Origin of the sequence: Frankia sp. CpI1-P (assembly GCF_001421075.1) — a bacterium.
GTDB classification, from domain to species: domain Bacteria; phylum Actinomycetota; class Actinomycetes; order Frankiales; family Frankiaceae; genus Frankia; species Frankia torreyi.
On the sequence record NZ_LJJX01000036.1, the window covers coordinates 1 to 20,193 of the forward strand.

Sequence of the window (20,193 nt, forward strand, 5' to 3'; positions counted from 1 at the left end):
GGGGGAAGATCCCCGCGCGTGCGGGGACGACCGCCCCTCCCTCATGCAGTTCGCATTTATTCACGGAAGATCCCCGCGCGTGCGGGGACGACTAACAGTGAATGAAAGTCGGATCCGGTCAAGCGGGAAGATCCCCGCGCGTGCGGGGACGACTAAACCTGAATCAGATCAGCCGACGCCCCCCGGGGAAGATCCCCGCGCGTGCGGGGACGACAGCAGCGCCGTACCGGCCTCCGCGCTCACCCGGGGAAGATCCCCGCGCGTGCGGGGACGACACTTGCTGAGCTGGGACTTTAGCAACAGAGCGGCGCAATTTGCATCGGTAGGGACGCGGGACGTTCGCCAGCCTTGCCGCGTCCCGTACGAGTAGCGCGGATTTGGAGGGGGCGAGTAGGCCGACCGAGGGGATGCGTCTGGCTGCCGTGCCGGCGCCGGAGCGACGCTGGCTGGTGGATCAGGGCGTGGGGTCGTGCTCGGNGGCGAGAGCGTGGGCGACGCCGTCGAGCACCATGTCGAGGCCGGCGGCGAAGTCGGCGGCGGCGCGCTCGCGGGCCGGCTCGGACGCGGGCGTCAGCAGCGCGCCGGAGGTGTAGAAGAACAGCACGCGCAGCACCCGGTCGGCNCCGTCGGGGGTGAAGCCGGTCTGGGTGAGCGCCGCGTGCAACGGGTGGTAGAGGCGGGCGGTGATGGGGTCGTCGGCGTGCGCCGCGAGGTGGGCCGCGAGGCCCCGGCAGCTTCCAACCACCTCGTGCATCCGGAGCAGGAACGAGCGCAGCCGGGGGCGCCAGTCCGCGTCGGGCGTGTCGGCGTCGAGGACCCGCGTGTACAGCTCGGCGGTGACCAGGCGGAGCAGGTCGTCCTTGGTCGCGACGTGCTTGTAGGTCGCGCCGAGCGACACCCCGAGGGACTGGGAGAGGCGCCGCATCGTCAGCCCCTCGACGCCGTCCCGCTCGATGATCGACAGCGCGGTCGCGACGATCTCGGCCTCGCGCAGGACACTCTGGCGGGGGGCTCGGGGGTCGACGGTACGCGCGCCCCGCGCGCCGGGCGGGTCACGGTCCATCCGCTCAGCGTACGAGCCGCTTGCCAGGCCCGACCGGATCCACCCGGCCACCGTCGTCCCGCCACCGTCGTCCCGCCACCGGGTCCCGACGCGGATGCGGTCCGTACTGGACGTACGACGAAGCGCGTGGTCTTCTTCTACAAGACGTAGAAGCTGTGGCTCCGGACACAGNCTCCGGGCGCAGGATCCGGACACGCGGAAGGCGGCCGGCATGGCAGAGATCGAGCTGTCCACCGGAACGATCGACTACGAGGACACCGGCGGCCCCGGCCCCGTCCTGGTGCTGCTGCACGGACTGCTGATGGACGCCTCGCTGTGGACCGGCCCGGTCGCGGAGCTCGCCGCCGACCACCGGTGCGTGGTCCCGACCCTGCCCCTGGGGGCGCACAGCCATCCCATGCACCCCGACGCCGACCTCTCGCTACCCGGACTCGCCCGCCTCGTCGCGGAGCTGCTCGCCCGACTGGACCTGCACGACGTCACCCTGGTCGGCAACGACACCGGTGGCGCGTTGGTGCAGCTCGTCGTGCGGGACGGCGCCGCGCGGGTAGGCCGGATCGCGCTCGTCTCCTGCGAGGCGTTCGACAACATCCCGCCAGGTCTGACCGGGCGGACGCTGGCCCTGGCCGGTGCGCTGCCACCGGCGCTGTTCGGCCTGGTCATGCAGCAGATGCGGCTGCGGCCGATGCGCCGCGCGCCGATCGCCTTCGGCTGGCTGACGGCCCGTGGGGACGCCGCGACCGCCCGGTGGATGCAACCGCTGCTGCGCCGCGGCGAGAGTTGTGGGGGCATCCGCCGCGACACCGTGCGGGTGCTGCGCTCGCTGCGCCCGGCGCGGGAGCTCCTGCTCGACGCTCCCGCCTACCTGTCGAGCTTCACCGGCCCCGCCCTGGTGGTCTGGGCCGCCGAGGACCGGGTGATGCCGCCCGAGCACGGCCGCCGTCTCGCCGAACTCCTCCCCCGGGGACGGCTGGTCGAGGTGGCCGACACCCGCACCCTCATCCCTCTGGACCAGCCAGCCGAACTCGCCAAGATCCTTCGCAACTTTGCCACCGACCCCCGAGGATGATCCCCGCCCGTACGGGGACGACGAGTTCATCGCCGACGCGGCACGGACGGGTCCGGAAGACCCCCGCGCGTGCGGGGACGACCGCCGCTCGCCGGTCAGACGGCGGCGGCCTCGGCCTCGGGGGTGGTCAGGATCTGGCGGGTGGTGGCGAGCAGGACGGCCTGCGTCGCAGTTCAGGGAACCTGACGGCGATGCCACTGGGGTGTCGAGGGTCACAACCAGGGGGCCCACCGGTGTTCGGATCGCCCCCCGGCGACGCGGTCGATAGCATCGGGCGTCCCGAACCCCGTCCGACGAACCCCGTCCGACGAACGCCGACGCCCCCCAGCAGGAGGCAGGGCTGCCATGTCTCGTGCGCAGGACCTGACAGCGTCCGACGAGGGGTCGCAGTCCGACGCCCCCCGGCGCCGCATCGGCCGGCCGCTCGCCTACGCGCCCGAGGAAGAGCGCTCGATGATGATCCGGGCGGCCTACCGGGTGCTGGCGCGCGCGGATTCGGGCTCCGTCACCGTCAGCGAGATTCTCACCGAGGCGCAGCTTTCGACCCGGTCGTTCTACCGGCACTTCAAGTCGAAGGACCAGCTACTGCTGTCGATGTTCGAAGAGGAAAGCGAACGGGCGACGGCCCANCTCACGGAGCGGTTGGCCAGCGCGCCCGATCCGTATACGGCAATCGGCGAATGGATTCGCTTCTACATCCAGCTCGCCTTCGAACCGCGGCGGCATCGCCGGACCCTCGTCATGCAGACGCTCGAGCTCCACCGCGTCGCCGGGTACGCCGAGACGCTCGCGCGGCATCAGGAGCTGAACAGGGCTCCACTCATCCAGGCCCTCGAGGCCGGCGCGGCGCAGGGGACCTTCCGACACACCCGGCCGGCGAGCGATGCAGTCATGATCCAGGACATTGCCAACAATGTCCTTCTGCGACGTCGCGACGGGATCGAACAGAACGACAGTGAAACCGTCATGGCCACGATCTGCGAATTCCTGAGCCGGGCCATCGGCGTGCAGCACTAACCCGGCTTCCGGAACGGTCACACCTGGTACGCGTCAANGCGCGGCGGCCGGACGAGAACGCCACGGGCAGCCGTGATCCTCCCCGTCCGGCGGCCCCACCTGGGCTGACGCTCGACTGCCGGGGCATCCGGACGCGGACCGGCATAAGCTGATCTGGTCCGCCGCGCAGCCACCCGACAATGGGGCCGCGCATTACCCGGACACCTGCCGAACGATGCAGGAAACAGCGTGACCAGGACGATCGAAAGGCAGACCCATGAAATTCGGCGTGCAACACGNCATCGGTGATCCGCAGTGGCGGCCCGAGGTGCTGGACCAGCGGAACATCACCCCGTGGGTGCGTGCGGCCGAGGAGAGCGGGTGGTCCGGCATTGCCTTCACGGATCACCCGGCGCCATCCACAAAATGGGCGAACGCCGGCGGCGAGGGCAGTTCCGAGCCTTTCTCGTCCCTGGCCTTCTGTGCCGCGCTGACCGAGGACATCACGTTAATCACCCTGGTGACCGTGCTGCCCTACCGTAATCCGTTATTCACCGCGCACCAGATCCGCACGCTGGACCGGCTGAGCGGGGGACGACTCGTCGTCGGCGTCGGCACCGGCTATCTGCGGGGCGAGTTCCGCGCCTCCGGTGCCGATTTCGACCGACGGCGCGAGCTGTTCGACGAGGCGCTGGAGATCCTCACCGCGGACACCGCCGTCGAGGAGATCGCCCACCGGGGAATCGGCTTCGAGACGTCCGGCACCGCGCTGCGACCGCCGTCGATCCAACGACCGCACCCGCCGCTGTGGGTACACGCGAACAGCAGATGGGGCCTGGATCGGGCGGCCCGCTTCGGCGGCGGCGCCCTGCTCACCCTCACCACCGAGACGCTGGCCGGCACCATCCGAACCGCCCACGTGCCCGATTCGGCCGCCGTCGGCGAGCGCATCGACCGGCTGCGCGACGCCACGAACGCCGCCGGGCGTGACCCGGCCGAGGTCACCGTCGCCCTCGGCGGGGTCCTGTCCCTGCTCGACGTCCGTCAGGGCTGGAACGTCGACCAGGTCCGCGCCGACATCGCCGAATACGAGAGCCTCGGCGTGGACTGGCTCATCTTCAACGTGATCGGCGACGATCCCGCCGCGTCCGAGGAGACGGTGCGCCGCTTCGGCGAGGAGATCATCCTCGCCAAGGACTAACCGCGCCCGGCCGGTTTTCCGTCCGCGTGGAAAACCGGCCCGCGCCGGCGCCGGCACCGCGGTGACGTCGTTTATCCGGTGACCCAGTAGTCGGCGTCGTCGGCGGAGCCGGCGACCACGTCCGACGACGGGCGGGGTCGGGGGGCCGCGCCGACCAGCCACATCCGGGCCGGCCGATGGCTGCGCCAGCCGCTTCCGGCCCCGGCCCCGGCGCCGGAACCGGGTCCCCAGGCCGGCACGGCCCGCAGGACACGCGGGGGGGCCGCGGCGACCACGGCGTCGGCGAACGCCGCGAGCTGCTCCGGGCGGCGCCGGGTCCCCGCCGTCGGCTGGGCGGCAGCGGCGGCCGGGTGGGCGGCAGCGGCGGCCGGGTGGGCGCCGGCGCGTCGGGGGCCGTCGAAGGTCACCATGCCCCGGGCTCCGATCAGCGTCGCGAGCTCGGCGACCTGCGCGGCCGGCTGCGACCCCACCGGCTCTCCTGCGCCGCTCCGCTCTCCCCCGCCGCGCGGGTCGCTGGTGACCAGCCACACCGGTAGCCGGGACAGCCCGGCGCGGCGCCGGCGCACGAGCCGACGGGCGTCGCAGGACCACCGTCCGGCAAACAGCGCACCGGTGACGATCACCGCGTCGTAGGATGCCACCTCCCGCACCTGCCGCGCCGGTAGCACGTCTGCCTCGAGACCGCGGGCGGTCAACGCCGCGCCGATCATCGCGGCCAGGTCGCCGGCCCCGCCACACCCGGTTCCGAACGCCACCAGAGCTCGCGTCATCGCACCCCTCCCAACCTTGCGTCCAGGGCCGTCGAGGTGGACCGCACGCGATCGACTCGAGCCCGTAACCCAGTGGACATCCGTGGCGGGGCACACACCACCTGTCGAACGTCACGTCCGGCGAGCCATCCGGACCTGATCCGACGGGCACGGTCGGACCCCGGCGGACCGCCGCGGACCGACCCGAGGGTCCGGATCGGCAGGCGGCAGACCGTGCGCACCGCCCCGCGATGTGCTCCCCGCGTGCCGATCAGCGGCGCAGCCAGCGACGCAGGCGGGGGCGCGCGGCCCGCGCCCAGGTGGCCTCGAAGGCGGCCCGGGTCGCGGCCGCGCGGGCCCGCTCGTCCCCGGCGAGCAGTCCGTAGGTGAAGGAGGATTCGCCCGCGAGGTTCGCGGCGACGGCGAACTCGCGCAGCCGGGCCTGCGCGACGACGCAGTCCTGGTGCTCGCCGAGCTCGTTCTGGATCCGCTTCGCCGCCTTCGCGAGCGTCGCCGCGTCGCCGCCGTGGACGGGCACCATCAGCTCGCTTGCATAACGCAGCCGCTTCGCGGCCTTGCGGGCACCGTGGTAGGCGACGTCGCGGTCGGCTCCGGCGGGGGCCCGCCGGGCGCGTTCGACCCGCCGGACGAGCGTGCGATCCACCTTGGCAACGAGCTTCGGCAGCACGGTGCCGGCCGGGCGCCGGGCCCGCTCGGTCTGCCCGACGTCGGCGACGAAGCCGAGCAGCGTCTCGATGAACCCGAAGTACCGCTCGCCGCGCAGGTAGGCCAGCGCCTCCTCGCGGCTGCGCAGCCGCTCACCGAGCAGCGCCTCCTGGACGCGGGCGGCCACCGGGCCGAGCACCAGTTCGCCGGGCTGCCCGGCGAGCTCGCCGGCGAAGCGGGCAAGCTGGACCTCGGCGTCGCGGGGCCGTCCGAGCACCTCGCCGATCTCGCGCAGGCCGGCTTCGATCTCGGCGGCCCGCTCGGCGTCGAACAGCGGCCGGAAGGTCTGGATGGTGCTGCGCAGCCGCCGGGCCGCGACCCGCATGTCGTGGACGGCCTCAGGCGCGTCGACACGCACCGCGGGGTCGCGGTCGAGCAGCGCCGCGGTGTGCTCGGCCAGGTAGGCGTGGACGACCCGGGCCGCGCTGTCGGAGGCGGCGAGCCGGGCCGGGCCGGGCTGCACGTCGGGACCGCCGAGCTCGACGGCGAGGGCGCGCTGCAGCTTCGACGGTGACGGCGCGGGCCTCGCGCCGGCCCGGTGCAGGGCCTTGCTGGCGGCGGGCAGCACGTTCACCCCGGACGGGTCGAGCGCCTCGAGCTCGACCTCCCGCCACCGCGACACGATGGTGCGCTCACCCATCGTCCGCGCGTTGACCCGGTCGTCGGCGACCTCGATGAGGTCGTGGCCGGCGGCGTCGCGCAGCCGCCGGGTGCGCCGGACGGTCGTGATCGACGCCACCGGTCGAAGCGAGGCACCCCGCAGCCGCACGGCGACGAGGTCCAGCAGCTCCGGCGGGATCTGCGACGGTTCGCCGAGCGGGCGGCCGATCTCGTCACGGGCCCCGTCGGCGGTGGGGATCTTCAGATGCCAGCCCTCGTCGGCGCCACCCTCCCGGCGGCGCAGCGTCAGGTGGTTGCGGGCCAGGCGCAGGTCGTCGGTGTCGTAGTAGACGGCGTCGAGGTGCCGCTCGTCCGGGTCGGCGACGGAGGCGACCCCCCGCACCCCGTCGAAGGCGGGGAGCGCGAACATCTCGTCCACCGCGAACTTCCGCTCGACCTCATGCGTCACTGCCACGACTGGCCTCCATCCGGTGCTATCAGCGCACCAATGCCCTGCCCACGGTCGAAAAACCCTGCCGGGACGAGATGGGATCGCGTGGCGACCCGCGGCGACCCGCGGCGACCCGCGGTGGTCAGGCCAGCGCGACCCGGTGGGCGCCGGTGTAGAGGTTCATCGAGTCCCCGCGGACGAAGCCGGCGAGCGTCATCCCCGCCTCCTCGGCGAGATCCACCGCCAGCGTCGAGGGCGCGGACACCGCGACGAGCATCGGCACACCGGCCATCAGCGCCTTCTGCACCAGTTCGAACGACGCCCGGCCGCTGACGACCAGCGCGTGGCCGGCCAGCGGCACCAGGCCGTCGCGCACCGCCGCGCCGATCACCTTGTCGACCGCGTTGTGCCGCCCGACGTCCTCCCGCACGGCCCGCAGCACGCCGTCGGCGTCGGCGAGCGCCGCCGCGTGCAGCCCGCCGGTGGTGGCGAACAGCCGCTGCCCCACCCGCAGGGCGTCGGGCAGGCCGGTCACGGTCGCCGCGTCGAGGCGCAGCGGGTCGTCGGCGACGGTGAACCGGCTGCGCAGCCGGACCGCGTCGATGCTGGCCTTCCCGCACAGGCCGCACGAGCTGGTGGTGTAGAAGTTGCGGGTCACGTCGACCTCGGGCGGGGCGACCCCGGGGGCCAGCGCCACGTCGAGCACGTTGTAGGTCGGGCGGCCATCGGCGTCGACCGCGCCGTCCCTCCCCGACGCACCGTCCCTCCCAGACGCACCGTCCCTCCCGACGCAGTAGCGCATCGATGCCACGTCGGCGGCACCGGCGATCATGCCCTCGCCGAGCAGGAACCCCAGCGCCAGATCCATGTCGTCGCCGGGGGTGCGCATCGTCACCGCCAGCGCCCGCCCGCCGACCCGGATCTCCAGCGGTTCCTCGCCGACCACCGTGTCCGGGCGGACCGTCGTGGCGACCCCGGCCCGGACCCGGGTCACCCTGCGTCGCGCCGTCGCCCGCCCCATCAGCGCGTCCCGCCCACCGGCTCGCGCGCCGGCTCCAGCCGGATGATCAGCGATTTGGAGGTCGGGGTGTTGCTGCGGGCGGCGGTGGAGTCCAGCGGGACCAGGACGTTGGTCTCGGGGAAGTAGGCGGCGGCGCAGCCCCGCGCGGTCGGGTACGCCACCGCCCGGAAGTTCTCCGCCCGCCGTTCCCCGTCCGTCCACACGCCGACGAGGTCGACGTGCACGCCGTCGACGAGGCCGAGCGCGGCGAGGTCGTCCGGGTGGACGAACACCACGCGGCGGCCCCGGCGGACCCCGCGGTAACGGTCGTCCATCCCGTAGATCGTCGTGTTGTACTGGTCATGCGAACGCACCGTCTGCAGCAGCAGATGCCCGGGCGGGACGCGCAGCACGTCGCAGACGTTCTCGGTGAACGCCGCCCGCCCGTCCGGCGTCGGGAAGGTGCGGCTGTCGCGCGGCGGATGCGGAAGCTGGAAGCCACCCGGCGCGGCGAGCCGGGCATCGAAATCCTCGAACCCCGGCACCACCCGGGCGATGTGACCGCGGATCCGTCGGTAATCGCCGGCCAATCCCGCCCAGTCCACCGAGTCGTCCGAGTCGTCCGCCCGGCCGGCGAGGGTGGCTTCGGCGAGGCCGCAGACGATCGCGACCTCCGAGCGCAGCTCCGCCCCGGCCGGGGGCAGCGTGCCACGGGAGGCGTGCACCATGCCCATCGAGTCCTCGACGCTGACCTGCTGCGGCCCGCCGGCCTGCACGTCGACCTCGGTACGCCCCAGCGTCGGCAGGATCAGCGCCGCACGGCCCGTCACCGCGTGCGAGCGGTTCAACGTCGTCGACACCTGCACCGTCAGCCGACACGCCCGCATCGCCGCCTCGGTCACCGCCGAATCCGNACCGGCCGCGACGAAATTCCCACCCAGGCCGAGGAACACCCGCACCCGACCGTCACGCATCGCCCGGATCGTCTCCACCACGTCATGCCCATGCGCACGCGGCGGAGCGAAGGAGAACTCGGCACCCAACGCGTCGAGAAACGCGTCGGGCATCTTCTCCCAGATTCCCATCGTGCGGTCACCCTGGACGTTGGAATNCCCACGCACCGGGCACACCCCCGCCCCCGGCCGGCCGATGTTCCCCCGCAGCAGCAGGAAGTTCACGACCTCCTGGATCGTCGCCACCGAGTTGGCGTGCTGGGTCAGTCCCATCGCCCAGCAGACCACGACCCGGTCGGCGGCCAGCACTCGACGGGCCAGCTCGTCGATCTCGGCGGCGGCGAGCCCCGTCGCCGCGGCGACGTCGGCGTCGGACAGGTGCCCACGAACATGGTGGGCGAACTCGGTGAATCCGCTGGTGTGCTCGGCGAGGAAGGCGTGGTCGAGCACCGTGCCGGGGGCCGCGTCCTCCGCGGCCAGCAGCCGGCGTGACAGTGCCTGGAACAGCGCCATGTCCCCGTTCAGCCGGATCTGCAGGAACTGGTCGGCCAGCGCCGTGCCGCGCCCGAGCACCCCCCGCGCCTGCTGCGGATTGCGAAAGCGCAGCAGCCCCGCCTCCGGCAGCGGGTTCACCGCGACGATGCTGCCGCCGGCGCGCTTCACCCGTTCCAACGAACTGAGCATCCGCGGATGATTCGTCCCCGGATTCTGACCCACCACCAGCACCAGATCCGCGGACTCCAGATCGGCCAACGTCACCGACCCCTTACCCACCCCGATCGTCGAGGTCAACGCCGCCCCGGACGACTCGTGGCACATGTTCGAACAGTCCGGCAGGTTGTTCGTCCCGAACATCCGCGCGAACAACTGCCACACGAACGCCGCCTCGTTGCTGGTGCGACCGGAGGTGTAGAACGCGGCCTCGTCCGGGCTGTCGAGTGCCGCCAGTTCGGCGGCGACGATCCCGAACGCCTCGTCCCAGCCCACCGGGGCGTAGTGATCCGCGCCCGGCGCCTTGTACACCGGCTCCACGATCCGACCCCGGCTGCCCAACCAGTGACCGGAGCGGCCGGCGAGGTCGGACGCCGGCTGCGCGGCGAAGAACTCCCGCGTCACCCGGCTGCGCGTCGCCTCCTCCGCCACCGCCTTCGCGCCGTTCTCGCAGAACTCGACGACGGACCGCTCCCCCGGCGCCGGCTCCGGCCACGCACAGCCCGGACAGTCGAACCCGTGGTCCTGGTTGACCAGCCGCAGCGTCCGCACCGACCGGCCCGGCCCCATCCGCTCCCACGCCTGCGCCAGGGCGTGCCCCACCCCCGGCAGCCCCGCCGCCGACGACGCGGGCGCCCCCACCCGCAGCCGGGCATCGTCATCCCCGAGGTCCCCACCGCCGCTGCCCATGGTTTCCACCATCCTCGCGATCGACGCCGGACACCACCATCAGCGGCCAGGCCCGGCGGGCACCCCGAAGCCGCCAGCTTCCGCCGCCATGGCTGGCCGGGGGACGTACACTCGCGTCTACGTACAAGTTTCTGTACAACGGGAGGCACAGTGAAGACGATGAGCTACTCAGAGTCACGTGCACGCTATGCCGAAGTTCTGACCGCGGTGGCAGATGACCGGGAGGAGGTCGTCATCACCCGGGCCGGACATGAGCCGGTCGTCATCGTCTCCCTGGATGACTACCAGTCCCTCAAGGAGACGGCCTACCTTCTGCGCAGTCCCGAGAACGCCCGCCGGCTCCTGGCCGCCATCGACCGCCTCGAAAGCGGTGCCGGCACCGTACGCGATCTCGTCGAGTGAAGCTCGTCTGGGATGAGAACGCGTGGCAGGACTATCTCTGGTGGCGGACGGAGAACCGCAAGATCCTCAAGCGCATCAACGTCCTGATCCAGGACATAGCCCGGAATGGCAACGACGGCATCGGCAAACCCGAACCCCTCAAGCATGGCTTCCAGGGCTACTGGTCCCGCCGCATCAACGACGAACACCGACTGATCTACAAGATCAGCGACGATCAGATCCNCATCGCCCAGTGCCGGTACCACTACTGAGACGTCCGTAGGCATCGCTTCCCGTGGGGAGCGGCTTAGGTGGCTTATCGACCGGTCCAGGCGGGTGGGCGCTTCTCCAGGAAGGCGCGGACGCCCTCGGCGGCGTCGGCGGAGTCGCGGATCGCGTCGAGGGCGGTGGCAGTGGCCTGCCAGCCGGCGGCGTCGGCGGCCGGGGCGACGGCGTCGTCGACGGCCGCGAGGCAGGCCCGCACGGCGCTCGGCGCGTTGCGGCAGATCCGCTCGGCCAGCGCGAGGGCGGCGTCCAGCGCCCCGCCGGACTCGGCGAGCACGTTGACCAGGCCCGCCTCGTAGGCGCGCCGGGCGTCGAAGGGATCGCCGACGAGGATGAGCTCGCGGGCCAGGTTCAGCGGCAGCGCCCGCGGGCCGCGAAACAGCGCGCCACAGGTCGGGACCACCCCGATCGTCACCTCCGGCAGGCCGAACCGGGCGCCGGCACCCGCCACGACGAGGTCGCAGGCCAGCACGATCTCCAGGCCGCCGCCGAGCGCGGGGCCCTCGACCGCGGCGATGAGCGGCGTGCGGCGACGCCGGCGGACCACGCCGTACTCCCCGCCCCGCTCGGTGACGTAGTCGCCGCCGGCGGTCAGGTCGCTGCCGGCGCAGAACACCGTCGGGGTGCCGGTGAGCACGCCGACCCAGAGGTCGTCGTCGTCGTCGAGCAGGTTCAGCGCGGCGTCGAGGGCGTCGGCCATCGCGCGGTCGACCGCGTTGCGCCGGTTCTCGCGGCGCATCGACACGACCAGCACGTGGCCCTCGCGGCGGACGTCCACCCGTTGCGCGTCCCGGTCCGTCATCGCCCGCTCCACGCCCCGTCCCACCGTGCTTCCCGGCCCCGCCAAGCTTCCCGACCCGCCAAGCTTCCCGACCCGTCAGGCTCTCCGGCCCGTCAGGCTCTCCGGCCCGTCGNCGCCCGGATGACCAGCGCCGGCTGGAGACACAGAATAGCCTTCTGGGCTGGCAGGAACGATGTTTCCGATCCGGCCGCGGCCAGCGCGGTCCGCCCGAGGGGATGTGCGCATGCAGGAACAGCGACGCGGCCGGAAGATCGCCATGGAACGGGCGGAGATCGACGTCTTCCTCACCGAGGAGCGGGTCTGCCGGGTGGCGACGGCCGGCCCCGACGGCCCGCACCTGACGCCGCTGTGGTTCGTGTGGGACGACCAGGCGCTGTGGCTGTGGTCGATCGTGCGCAGCCAGCGGTGGACCGACCTCACCCGCGACCCGCGCGCCGCCGTGCTCGTCGATGCCGGGATCGGCTACGGCGAGCTGCGCGGGGTGGAGCTGCGCGGCCGCTTCGCCCCGGTCGGCGAGGCGCCACGCGCCGACGTGCCGCACCCCGAACTGGAGGTCCCGGAGCGCCTGTTCGCCGCCAAGTACGCCGGCGGCGGCACGACCGAGCCCGACGGCCGCCACGGCTGGCTTCGCCTCGCCCCCGAGAAGATCACCAGCTGGGACTTCCGGAAGCTTTAGCCGGAAGCTTTAGCGGCCGACTCGGGTCAGCAGGCGCGGCGCCAGGCGTCAAGGTCGCGGTTCTTGCGGATGGAGGAGAAACCGGGGACCGCGCAGCGGGCGTCCGTCGGCCCGGCGTCGGTGTACTCGACGTGCAGGACGGCCTTGCCGGCGTCGAGGAACGGACCGTAGGCGTCGCACTCCTCGTAGGTCAGACAGGACTCGACGACCGCGAAGTCGACGTCGCCGACCAGCGCCTCGACCTGGTCCGGGTCGTTCTTCAGCGCGACCCCCATGCCGCGGGCATGCACCTGCTCGGCGGTCCAGNGGTTGAACCGAAGCTGGTCGTCCTCGGTGAGCGGGAAGCCGCTGTCCGTGGAGTAGGCATCCACGTTGTCGGGTTCGACGGCGTCGAAGCCCTTGTCCCGGCAGGTGTCCAACCGGCGCCCGAGCGGCTCGGCCAGCCGCGCCGGCCGGCGAACGTCAAGCCAGGACTCCCCGGGCCAGCCGTCCACCGGCTTGCCGATCAACGTCGGGGGGAAGTCGCTCGCGTCCGGGCGGAAATCCTCCCAGGAACCGACGGAGACATAGCAGATGACGCGCCGGCCAGCCTGATGGAGCCGCGCGATCGCCGAGGCAGGGGTCGTCTCCCAGTCCAGGTCGTAGACGGGCACGTCGACGGACAGGTCCAGGCTGCCAGTCAGCTGCCACTGCCACGCCTGGCCCGGGCTTGGCCGCCAGGCCCCGTCAGCACCGCCACTCGCCGCGGACCCGGTTACGGGGCCGGGGCCGGGGCCGGCGGGGCCGGCGGAATCCCCTCCCGATGCGGCACAGCCCGTCGCGACGAACAGCACCAAGCCGACGAGCGCACGACCAAGGCGGGAGAACATCGCCGCAACCTGCACCGACCGGGGCAACGCATGACATCAACGTAGGGTTTCTGGCGATGGGACGCCCGGCGAAGGGTGGCCGAGGCGGGTGGCGAGCTCGATGACGGAACGGTGGGCGGCGTCGAGTTCCGCCTTCGCCGTGGTGCGCAGCTCGGCCATCGCCGGCACGCGGAAGGCCAGCGTCGCATCGGTCGACACGACCGTCACCGCCATCCCGAGGGAGCGGCCGAGGACCAGCTCGACGGGCGGGACCGCGTGGTCCCAGCCCGCCGTCGGGCTGCCGGGGCCGTACTGCGCGCCGCGGGCGGAGACGACGACGGCCGGGCGGCCGGCCAGCGGCTGCTCCCGGGTGTCGAACGGCGCGGTGACGCCGAGGACGTGCACCTGGTCGATCCACGCCTTGAGCGTGGACGGGATCGACCAGTTGTACATCGGCGCGCCGATGACCAGCACGTCGGCGGCGAGCAGCTCGGCGAGCAGGAGCTCCTGCGTCGCCGCGGCGGCCGGATCGGGTGTCTCCCCCGGACGGCGCAGCCGCGGCGCCCAGTGCAGTGCGGCGTCGCTGAGATGCGGCGGCGGATCGGCGTGCAGGTCGCGGTAGGTCACCGTGTGCTGCGGGCCGAGCCCTTGCCAGGTGTCGGCGAAGGTCCGGGTCAGCGCCCGCGTCGTCGAACCGGTGGGATCGGCGGAGGAGTCCAGGTGCAGCAGTCCGGGCATGCGCACTCCTTGCTGCTCGCGGGCGACGCAGCGCCGACTTTACGCCAGCGACCCGGCCCGAGGCAGGCGGTCTACGCGGCGCCGAGCAGCTTCACCAGCCGCTCGTTGACCGACGCCGCCGTCGCGGCCGGGTCGGCGCCGCCCAGCATCACGGCGCTCACGAGGTCGTCCTGGAGGATCTGCCGAGCCTGGTCGGCGTTCGGGCCGCGCAGCGGCTGGTACGGGGCGACGCTGGTGAACTGGCGGAAGGCGGGCAGGATCTCCGGGGAGGTCATCAGGTACTCGCCGAGGAACTGCCGGCCGTCGACCGTGGACTGCCGCAGCGGCAGGTAACCGATCTTCGCGGTGATGACGGTGAAGCCGGCATCACTGGTCAGGTACTTCAGGAACTGCCAGGCGGCCTGCTGCTTGCGGCGGTCCCTGGTCAGCACGTACAGCCCGGAGCCCGAGTAGGTCGGCCGGGCAGGCTGGTCGCCGAAGGCCGGCAGTCCGGCGGTGCGCAGCGTGAACGATCCCTTCGCCGACCGGTGCAGGCTGGCGAGCACCGCCGTACTCGTCACGAGCATGCCGAGCTTGCCGGCCTTGAACAGGCTCAGGGCGTCGGTCTCGACGATCCTCGGCTGCGCGCCCGAGTTCGTCAGGTCGCCGAGCATCGCCAGCGCGCCAACGGCCGGCGGGCTGGCGAGCTGCGGCCCGCCCGTCGCGGACAGCAGCGACCCGCCGTTGCTGTTGATGAGCGACTGGGTGAGGAAGTCCGACTTCGCGGGGTTGGNGGCGTCGACATACACGCCCTGAACCCCGTCGCCGAGCGTCGCCAGGGCCAGCGCAGCCCTGCGCACCTGCGCCCACGTGGCCGGCGGCCGCGCCGGATCCAGGTGCGCCCGCTCGAACAGCGTCGCGTTGTAGAACATCGTCGGCGTCGACAGCGTGTAGGGCATCACGGTGAGCCTGCCGTCGATGCTGCCGGCGGCCAGCGCCGGCGGCAGGATCCCGGCGGTGGCCGCCGCCACCTCGGCGGGCGGGGCCAGGTCGGCGACCGGCACGACCGGCAGGCTGGCCAGCGCCGCCGGCTGTTTGCTCCAGCCGATCTGCGCGATGTCCGGCGGGTCCCCCGCCGCGGTCCGCGCCTGCACCCTGGTCAGGACATCTCCGGAGGTGGCCCCCGAGGCGACGAGGCGAATGTCCGGGTGATCCGCCTCGAAGCCGTCGATGAGCTGCTGAGTGCCCTGCCCGCCCAGGTCCGGCGTGCCGTAGTTGTAGGACACGAAGCTCAGGCTGACGGGTGCGGGCGCCCCCTCGTCGCCATCGCCGCCGCAGCCGGCGATCAGCGCCCCGATCATCGCCCCGATCAGCGCCAGCGCGACGGCGGCCGCCGGGGCCCGCCGCCCATGCGGTCTCCCCCGGAACATCGTCCTCCCCCGGAACATCGTCGCAATCATGGCCGGGGAAACGCAGGGGCCGACCACGGGACGGTGACCGCCTCATGACCGAAAGGTGTCCGATTGCCCATGAATGCCTGACGGGAAGCAACGCCGCGGCCGGCGCACCGAGGGAATCCGCGGNGGCTTCGAGCCGCCGTCGACCCGATGCACCGTTCGGCCGGGTTCACCTGATGGTCCCGTTGTCGCCATGTGCCCGACCGCTCACCGTCCGCCGGACGCGACAGCATCACGGCCCATGGACGCGAACCCCACGACCGGGTCGGCCGGTCCGTCCCGCCGCACCCTGCTGCGCACGGCCGCGATCGGCGGCGGGCTGACCGTCGCCGCCGGTCCCACCCTGTGGCGGCAGCCGGCCTTCGCGGGCACCGGCCCGGACACCGCCCCCGAGCAGGTGCACCTGGGGTGGGGCGACGACCCGGCGACGGCCGTGACGGTGTCCTGGGTGTCACCGACCGCCGTGCGCCGGCCACGGGTGCGGCTCGGCACCGCAGCCGGCGGGTTCGGCCGGTTCGTCGACGCCGAGGAGCGGACCTACGTCGACGGCCTGGGCGGCCAGCGCGTCGTGACGTACCACGCGAAGCTGCGCGGCCTCGATCCGGGCACCGCCTACGTCTACCGGGTCGACACCGCCGACGGTCCGGTCGCGGCCGGGTCCTCCACGGGCGGCCCCGGCGGCCCCGGCGGGACGTTCACCACCGCCCGCCGTGGCCGGTTCCCGTTCCGCTTCACCAGCTACGGCGACCTGGCCACCGACAAGGCGTGGACCATCTCCTCCCCCAACGCGTTTCACGCCGTGGACGCGGTCGAACGCTTCGCGCCGCTGTTCCACCTGCTCAACGGCGACCTGTGCTACGCCAACCTCACGTTCGCCCAGCAGCCGGCGGTATGGCGCGACTTCGGCGTCAACGTGGCCCGCTCCGCGGCGAACCGGCCGTGGATGCCGGCGCTGGGCAACCACGAGATCGAGTTCGGCAACGGCCCGCACGGCTACGAGTCGTATCTGACCCGGTTCAGCCTGCCGTCGAACGGGATCCGCGGCCTGGCCGGCAACTTCTACAGCTACCGGGTCGGTTCGGCGCTGTTCATCTCCCTCGACGCCGACGACGTCATCTACCAGGACGGCGGCGCCTTCGCGGCGACCGACGTCGTCCCGCCGAACGGCGCGGCGACGATCCCCGCCGGTCACAGCCAGTACAACCGGCTCTACACCGGCCCGCTCGCCGCCGGCCCGAACGGCACGCTCACCCCTGGCGGGAACCTGCAGACCCGCTGGCTGGAACACACCCTCGCCGCCGCGCGGGCCGACCGCACCATCGACTGGATCATCGTCCAGACGCACCAGTGCCCGCTGTCGAGCTCCGCCACCGGCAACGGTTCGGACCTCGGCCTGCGCCAGGCGTGGCTGCCGCTGTTCGACCGCTATCGGGTCGACCTCGTCGTCTCCGGGCACGACCACGACTACGAGCGCACGTTCCCGGTCCGCGGCTTCGACCGCGACCGCGGGACCGAGGTCGCCGGCGGCGCGACCGTCGACACGCTGCGACCCCGGCCCGTCGTCACCGACCCGACCGCCGACACCTTCGACACCGACGCCGGCACCGTCTACCTGNTCCTCGGCGGCGGCGGGACCAGCGGCCCCACCGACAGCTACGGCGCCACCCCGACCGGCGCCCGGCAGGGCAAGGTCATCACGAGGCGGACGGAGATCACTCGGAACGCCTCCACCGGCGCCTACACCAAGTCGCCCGCCGACGCGGTCGAGGAAGCCGTGTGGTCGGCCCGACCGGACGCCAGCGGGCACCCGTACGGCATCGCCGTGTTCGACCTCGATCCCGGCAGCCGCCCCGGCGGCCCCACCACCATCACCGTGAGCTACCACCACGCTCCTCGCGTCCAGGCGGGCGCCCCCCCGCCCGCCTACACCCTGCTGGAACGCTTCACCCTGCGCCGCCGCCGCTCCGACTGACCGCCGACTGCGAGCCCCTCGGCCACCCACCGGCCCGGCTAGGCTCCCGGGCGTGGAGCTGCTTGAGGTGATGCGCACCGCCGGTGCCGTGCGGGAGTTCACCGGCGAGCCGGTGCCGGACGAGGTGCTCGAACAGGTTCTCGACGCCGCCCGGTTCGCCCCGAGCGGCGGCAACCAGCAGCCGTGGGTCGTGCTCGTCGTGCGCGACCCCGAGTTGCGCCGGCGGCTGCGCGACCTGGTCCGCGAGGGCTGGCGGGAGTACGTGGCGCAGCGACGCGCCGGGGTGCGGCCGTTCGCGCCCGGCCCGGACGGCCGCTGGCACGGGCCGGCGATCGACCTCGACGCCGCGGCCCGCACCCCGGCGCCGAGTGCCTTCGTCGACGCCTTCGACCAGGTGCCCGTCCTGCTCGTCCTCGCCGTGCGGCTCACCGCGCTCGCGGTGACCGACGTCGACCTCGACCGGCAGAGCGTCGTCGGCGGCGCGTCGATCTACCCGTTCGCGCAGAACATCCTGCTGGCGGCCCGGGACGCCGGCCTCGGCGGGACGCTGACCACCTTCGCCGCCCGGCGCGAGCCCGCGGCGGCCGCCCTGCTGCACATCCCGCCCGACCACGGCATCGCCGCCGTGCTGGCCCTCGGCTACCCGGCGCGGCGCACGACCCGGCTGACCCGCCAACCGGTCGGCGCCTTCACCCGCATCGACACCTTCGACGGCGCCGCCTTCGGTTCGGCGACCGCGGCGCCGCCGGGTGGGCGGCCGGATTCCCCGGCGGCCAGCTGAGATCCACGGTCGGTGGCCGGCACCGGCGGCCTGAACGAGGAGTGAACCCCGTCGCATCGGGGTATGGCCTTATTTTGTCGCGTCCCGCCCAACGACGTGCCGGGGCTGATCTCATCAGCGGATCACAAAGGTGGCGGGTATTATGACCGATATTGTCACGATGGTCGCCTCGATCAGCGAGTTTCCCACCGTCGAGGAAACAGACGCGATACTGAATGAATTGCGACGACTTTCTCGCGACGCGGCAACAACCAAACTGATCGATGATCTTCTGGAGCTCCGGTCACTACTCGGCGAGTCGAGTCGTGGCCACGCGCCGAGTAGTGAATCGACCAGAGTGCCGCAGCCCTATCCCACGGTCCCGGACGGGCCCCCCGCCGAGTGACCGGTCGGGCCGTCGCCCGCGCGCACGGGATCGTCCGACAGATCGGCCGGCCGGCGCCGCCTCCGCCTCTCCCGAGCCTTGTGGTCCGGTGAGCAGGGCAGCGGCCGCCGCGCCGGCATCCACGCGTCCCGACGCCGCAATCGCCTCAATGCGGGCGAGTTGCCCAGATGCCGCCAAACCCGTCCTCGTAATCACGGAGATGGCCACTGAAGGCTGGTGACGCGTACCGTAGGCGACATTTTCCGCGCCCATCCGCAGGCGGATCCTAAAGTAATTCTTGTCGAATCCCGACAACCCGCTCCCCGACTCGTCATGCGCGCCGACCAGGAGGGTTCGGGTCCGGGAAACATCGACGCGCAGGTCTCCACCGGTCGAGGAATCGATATTTCGACGGCTTTCGGTGAACGCCACCAGGCCGCCGGTGGCGAGTGCGCTGTAATGCCCGCAACGCGGGCAGAACCACACAGAGCGGAGCGGAAATGTCCAGTGAAATCGGGGGACGAGGCGGGAGCCAGGCGGACGACGGCCCGCGTCGCGGGCCGAGCCGGCGGGCCGCCGTCGGCCTCGCGGCTGTCGTCGCCGGGGCCGGCACCGCGGTCGTCGCCGGAGCGGGCGCCGCGGCGGCGGCCCCGGTCACGGCGGCGACGACGACCGGGACCGGCACGACCGGGACCGGCACGACCGAGGCCGGCACGGCCGATCACGCCCGAACCGGGGCGACCGGGCGGATCGACGTCCACCATCACGCGATGCCGGCCGAGGTGCGCGCCTGGCTCGTCGAACACGGCCAGCTACCGCCGGTGGGCGGACCGCCGTTCGCGAACTGGTCCCTGCCGGCCGCGCTCGACACGATGGACCGCGGCGGCATCGCGACGGCCGTGCTGTCCGCGGCGATCCCGAGCGAGTTCACGCCGACGCCCGCGCTCGCCGCGCAGCTCGCCCGGCTCGCCAACGACACGATCGCCGACGTGGTCCGCGGCCATCCCACCCGGTTCGGTCTGCTCGCCTACGTTCCCCGGGCCACCCCGCAGATCGCCGTCGCGGAGATCCGCCATGCCTACGACGACCTGCACGCCGACGGCGTCCTGCTCATGGCCCACGACGGCGTCACCTATCTCGGGGATCCCGGGCTGGAGCCGGTGATGGCCGAACTGAACGCGCGTGACGCGGTGGCCCTGGTGCATCCGTTCAACCTGCCCGGCGCGACCGGCATCGCCGTTCCGGCGTTCGTCGCCGACTTTCTGGCCGACACGACCCGTGCCGCCGTGCAGCTCGTCGTCAACGGGGTGCTGGAACGGTATCCACGGATACGGTGGATCCTCGCCCACGGTGGTGGCTACTTTCCGTACCAGGCGGCCCGGCTCGCCCTTACCCGCAGCCTCGGTTACGGCACCGACCTCGCCACCGTCGACCGGACGCTGCGCCGCTTCTTCGTCGACACCGCCGGGCCCATGTCCCCGTACAGCACGCCCTCCCTGCTGGCCGCCATCGGGGTCGACCGGATCCTGTACGGCTCGGACTACAACGCCGTACCCGCCGACACCGTGTTCGCGGGCCGCGACGCGTTCCTCGCCGACCCGGCGCTGAACCCGGCGGCCCGCCGCACGATCGCCCGGGACANCGCGCTGGCCCTGTTCCCGACGATCGCCGCCCGACTCGCCGCCGGCCGCCGCTGACCGC

General features: G+C 72.7%; 17 protein-coding genes, 7 pseudogenes and 1 CRISPR repeat array. Of the genes and pseudogenes, 11 read left to right on the forward strand and 13 right to left on the reverse strand.

Going from position 1 to position 20,193, the window contains the following annotated elements; translation table 11 throughout:
- Positions 1-2 precede the first annotated feature (2 nt).
- Positions 3-275: direct repeats of the CRISPR family, unit length 29 nt; unit sequence GGGAAGATCCCCGCGCGTGCGGGGACGAC.
- Positions 276-623: 348 nt separating this feature from the next.
- Positions 624-1,063, reverse strand: a pseudogene (locus FF86_RS54280) (TetR/AcrR family transcriptional regulator); the annotation flags it as partial.
- A 211-nt stretch (positions 1,064-1,274) separates the two neighbouring features.
- On the opposite strand from FF86_RS54280, the gene FF86_RS21335 reads away from it, so the two are divergent.
- From FF86_RS21335 to FF86_RS21345, 3 genes and pseudogenes are all read left to right on the forward strand, one after another.
- Positions 1,275-2,132 (forward strand): alpha/beta fold hydrolase, encoded by an 858-nt coding sequence (locus FF86_RS21335; protein WP_044886643.1) that lies wholly within the window; start codon positions 1,275-1,277, stop codon positions 2,130-2,132.
- 456 nt (positions 2,133-2,588) lie between these two features.
- A partial coding sequence (locus FF86_RS54285) for a helix-turn-helix domain-containing protein (protein ID WP_242419241.1) occupies positions 2,589-2,761 on the forward strand: 173 nt, incomplete at its 3' end.
- A 667-nt stretch (positions 2,762-3,428) separates the two neighbouring features.
- Positions 3,429-4,329 (forward strand): annotated as a pseudogene (locus tag FF86_RS21345) (LLM class F420-dependent oxidoreductase); the annotation flags it as partial.
- A 71-nt stretch (positions 4,330-4,400) separates the two neighbouring features.
- Here FF86_RS21345 and FF86_RS21350 read toward each other — a convergent pair.
- The 6 genes and pseudogenes from FF86_RS21350 to FF86_RS54300 form a co-directional block, all read right to left on the reverse strand.
- A complete protein-coding gene (locus tag FF86_RS21350; RefSeq protein WP_044886641.1) occupies positions 4,401-5,099 on the reverse strand; it encodes a flavodoxin domain-containing protein in 699 nt (232 codons plus the stop codon).
- A gap of 250 nt (positions 5,100-5,349) precedes the next feature.
- Positions 5,350-6,879 (reverse strand): CYTH and CHAD domain-containing protein, encoded by a 1,530-nt coding sequence (locus FF86_RS21355; protein WP_082122073.1) that lies wholly within the window; start codon positions 6,877-6,879, stop codon positions 5,350-5,352.
- A gap of 118 nt (positions 6,880-6,997) precedes the next feature.
- The gene (gene fdhD / locus FF86_RS21360; protein WP_044886640.1) at positions 6,998-7,876 is read right to left on the reverse strand and encodes a formate dehydrogenase accessory sulfurtransferase FdhD; all 879 of its coding nucleotides are present in this window, start codon (positions 7,874-7,876) and stop codon (positions 6,998-7,000) included.
- A partial coding sequence (locus tag FF86_RS54290) for a molybdopterin dinucleotide binding domain-containing protein (RefSeq protein WP_304438166.1) occupies positions 7,876-8,768 on the reverse strand: 893 nt, incomplete at its 5' end. The genes fdhD and FF86_RS54290, both read right to left, overlap by 1 nt.
- 1 nt (position 8,769) lies before the next feature.
- Positions 8,770-8,966: pseudogene (locus FF86_RS54295) on the reverse strand (hypothetical protein); the annotation flags it as partial.
- 1 nt (position 8,967) lies between these two features.
- Positions 8,968-10,209, reverse strand: a pseudogene (locus tag FF86_RS54300) (molybdopterin-dependent oxidoreductase); the annotation flags it as partial.
- Between the two features lie 150 nt (positions 10,210-10,359).
- On the opposite strand from FF86_RS54300, the gene FF86_RS21370 reads away from it, so the two are divergent.
- Both FF86_RS21370 and FF86_RS21375 read left to right on the forward strand, forming a co-directional pair.
- Entirely contained in the window at positions 10,360-10,611 is a 252-nt protein-coding gene (locus tag FF86_RS21370) for a type II toxin-antitoxin system Phd/YefM family antitoxin (protein ID WP_044886638.1), read from the forward strand.
- Positions 10,608-10,833, forward strand: a 226-nt coding sequence (locus FF86_RS21375) for a Txe/YoeB family addiction module toxin (protein WP_242419231.1), incomplete at its 3' end; no start/stop codon positions are given. The genes FF86_RS21370 and FF86_RS21375, both read left to right, overlap by 4 nt.
- A gap of 73 nt (positions 10,834-10,906) precedes the next feature.
- Here the strand turns inward: FF86_RS21375 and FF86_RS21380 are convergent.
- Complete coding sequence (locus tag FF86_RS21380) at positions 10,907-11,677, reverse strand: enoyl-CoA hydratase-related protein (RefSeq protein WP_044886663.1); 771 nt, start codon at positions 11,675-11,677, stop codon at positions 10,907-10,909.
- A gap of 223 nt (positions 11,678-11,900) precedes the next feature.
- Here FF86_RS21380 and FF86_RS21385 point away from each other — a divergent pair, with 223 nt between their 5' ends.
- Positions 11,901-12,353: a pyridoxamine 5'-phosphate oxidase family protein gene (locus FF86_RS21385; RefSeq protein WP_044886636.1), complete on the forward strand. Its 453-nt coding sequence runs from the start codon at positions 11,901-11,903 to the stop codon at positions 12,351-12,353.
- Positions 12,354-12,379: 26 nt separating this feature from the next.
- On the opposite strand, the gene FF86_RS67345 is transcribed toward FF86_RS21385, so the two are convergent.
- The 5 genes and pseudogenes from FF86_RS67345 to FF86_RS54310 form a co-directional block, all read right to left on the reverse strand.
- On the reverse strand, positions 12,380-12,659 hold a 280-nt coding region (locus FF86_RS67345), incomplete at its 5' end, for an endo alpha-1,4 polygalactosaminidase (RefSeq protein ID WP_396229986.1).
- Position 12,660: 1 nt separating this feature from the next.
- A pseudogene (locus FF86_RS67350) lies at positions 12,661-13,222 on the reverse strand (endo alpha-1,4 polygalactosaminidase); the annotation flags it as partial.
- Between the two features lie 36 nt (positions 13,223-13,258).
- Positions 13,259-13,939 (reverse strand): FMN-dependent NADH-azoreductase, encoded by a 681-nt coding sequence (locus FF86_RS21395; protein WP_044886634.1) that lies wholly within the window; start codon positions 13,937-13,939, stop codon positions 13,259-13,261.
- 71 nt (positions 13,940-14,010) lie between these two features.
- A partial coding sequence (locus FF86_RS54305) for an extracellular solute-binding protein (RefSeq protein WP_242419232.1) occupies positions 14,011-14,711 on the reverse strand: 701 nt, incomplete at its 5' end.
- Between the two features lies 1 nt (position 14,712).
- A pseudogene (locus FF86_RS54310) lies at positions 14,713-15,378 on the reverse strand (extracellular solute-binding protein); the annotation flags it as partial.
- A 238-nt stretch (positions 15,379-15,616) separates the two neighbouring features.
- On the opposite strand from FF86_RS54310, the gene FF86_RS21405 reads away from it, so the two are divergent.
- The 5 genes and pseudogenes from FF86_RS21405 to FF86_RS21415 all read left to right on the forward strand — a co-directional run.
- On the forward strand, positions 15,617-16,990 hold a 1,374-nt coding region (locus tag FF86_RS21405; protein WP_206778988.1), incomplete at its 3' end, for a metallophosphoesterase family protein.
- Position 16,991: 1 nt separating this feature from the next.
- A pseudogene (locus tag FF86_RS67355) lies at positions 16,992-17,347 on the forward strand (serine/threonine protein phosphatase); the annotation flags it as partial.
- Positions 17,348-17,399: 52 nt separating this feature from the next.
- Positions 17,400-18,128 carry a nitroreductase family protein gene (locus FF86_RS21410; protein ID WP_044886632.1) on the forward strand — a complete coding sequence of 243 codons (729 nt, stop codon included), beginning with the start codon at positions 17,400-17,402 and terminating at the stop codon, positions 18,126-18,128.
- 142 nt (positions 18,129-18,270) lie between these two features.
- The gene (locus FF86_RS32295; protein WP_083507262.1) at positions 18,271-18,513 is read left to right on the forward strand and encodes a hypothetical protein; all 243 of its coding nucleotides are present in this window, start codon (positions 18,271-18,273) and stop codon (positions 18,511-18,513) included.
- A 479-nt stretch (positions 18,514-18,992) separates the two neighbouring features.
- Positions 18,993-20,133 (forward strand): amidohydrolase family protein (locus FF86_RS21415; protein WP_255355869.1); only part of this gene is annotated, 1,141 nt, incomplete at its 3' end.
- Positions 20,134-20,193: the final 60 nt, after the last annotated feature.

Bases quoted from the DNA above. Each gene is read 5' to 3' on its own strand.
- fdhD (WP_044886640.1), bottom strand. From the start codon at position 7,876: ATGGGGCGGGCGACGGCGCGACGCAGGGTGACCCGGGTCCGGGCCGGG.
- FF86_RS21395 (WP_044886634.1), bottom strand. From the start codon at position 13,939: ATGCCCGGACTGCTGCACCTGGACTCCTCCGCCGATCCCACCGGTTCG.
- FF86_RS21350 (WP_044886641.1), bottom strand. From the start codon at position 5,099: ATGACGCGAGCTCTGGTGGCGTTCGGAACCGGGTGTGGCGGGGCCGGC.
- FF86_RS21380 (WP_044886663.1), bottom strand. From the start codon at position 11,677: ATGACGGACCGGGACGCGCAACGGGTGGACGTCCGCCGCGAGGGCCAC.
- FF86_RS21385 (WP_044886636.1), top strand. From the start codon at position 11,901: ATGCAGGAACAGCGACGCGGCCGGAAGATCGCCATGGAACGGGCGGAG.
- FF86_RS32295 (WP_083507262.1), top strand. From the start codon at position 18,271: ATGACCGATATTGTCACGATGGTCGCCTCGATCAGCGAGTTTCCCACC.
- FF86_RS21335 (WP_044886643.1), top strand. From the start codon at position 1,275: ATGGCAGAGATCGAGCTGTCCACCGGAACGATCGACTACGAGGACACC.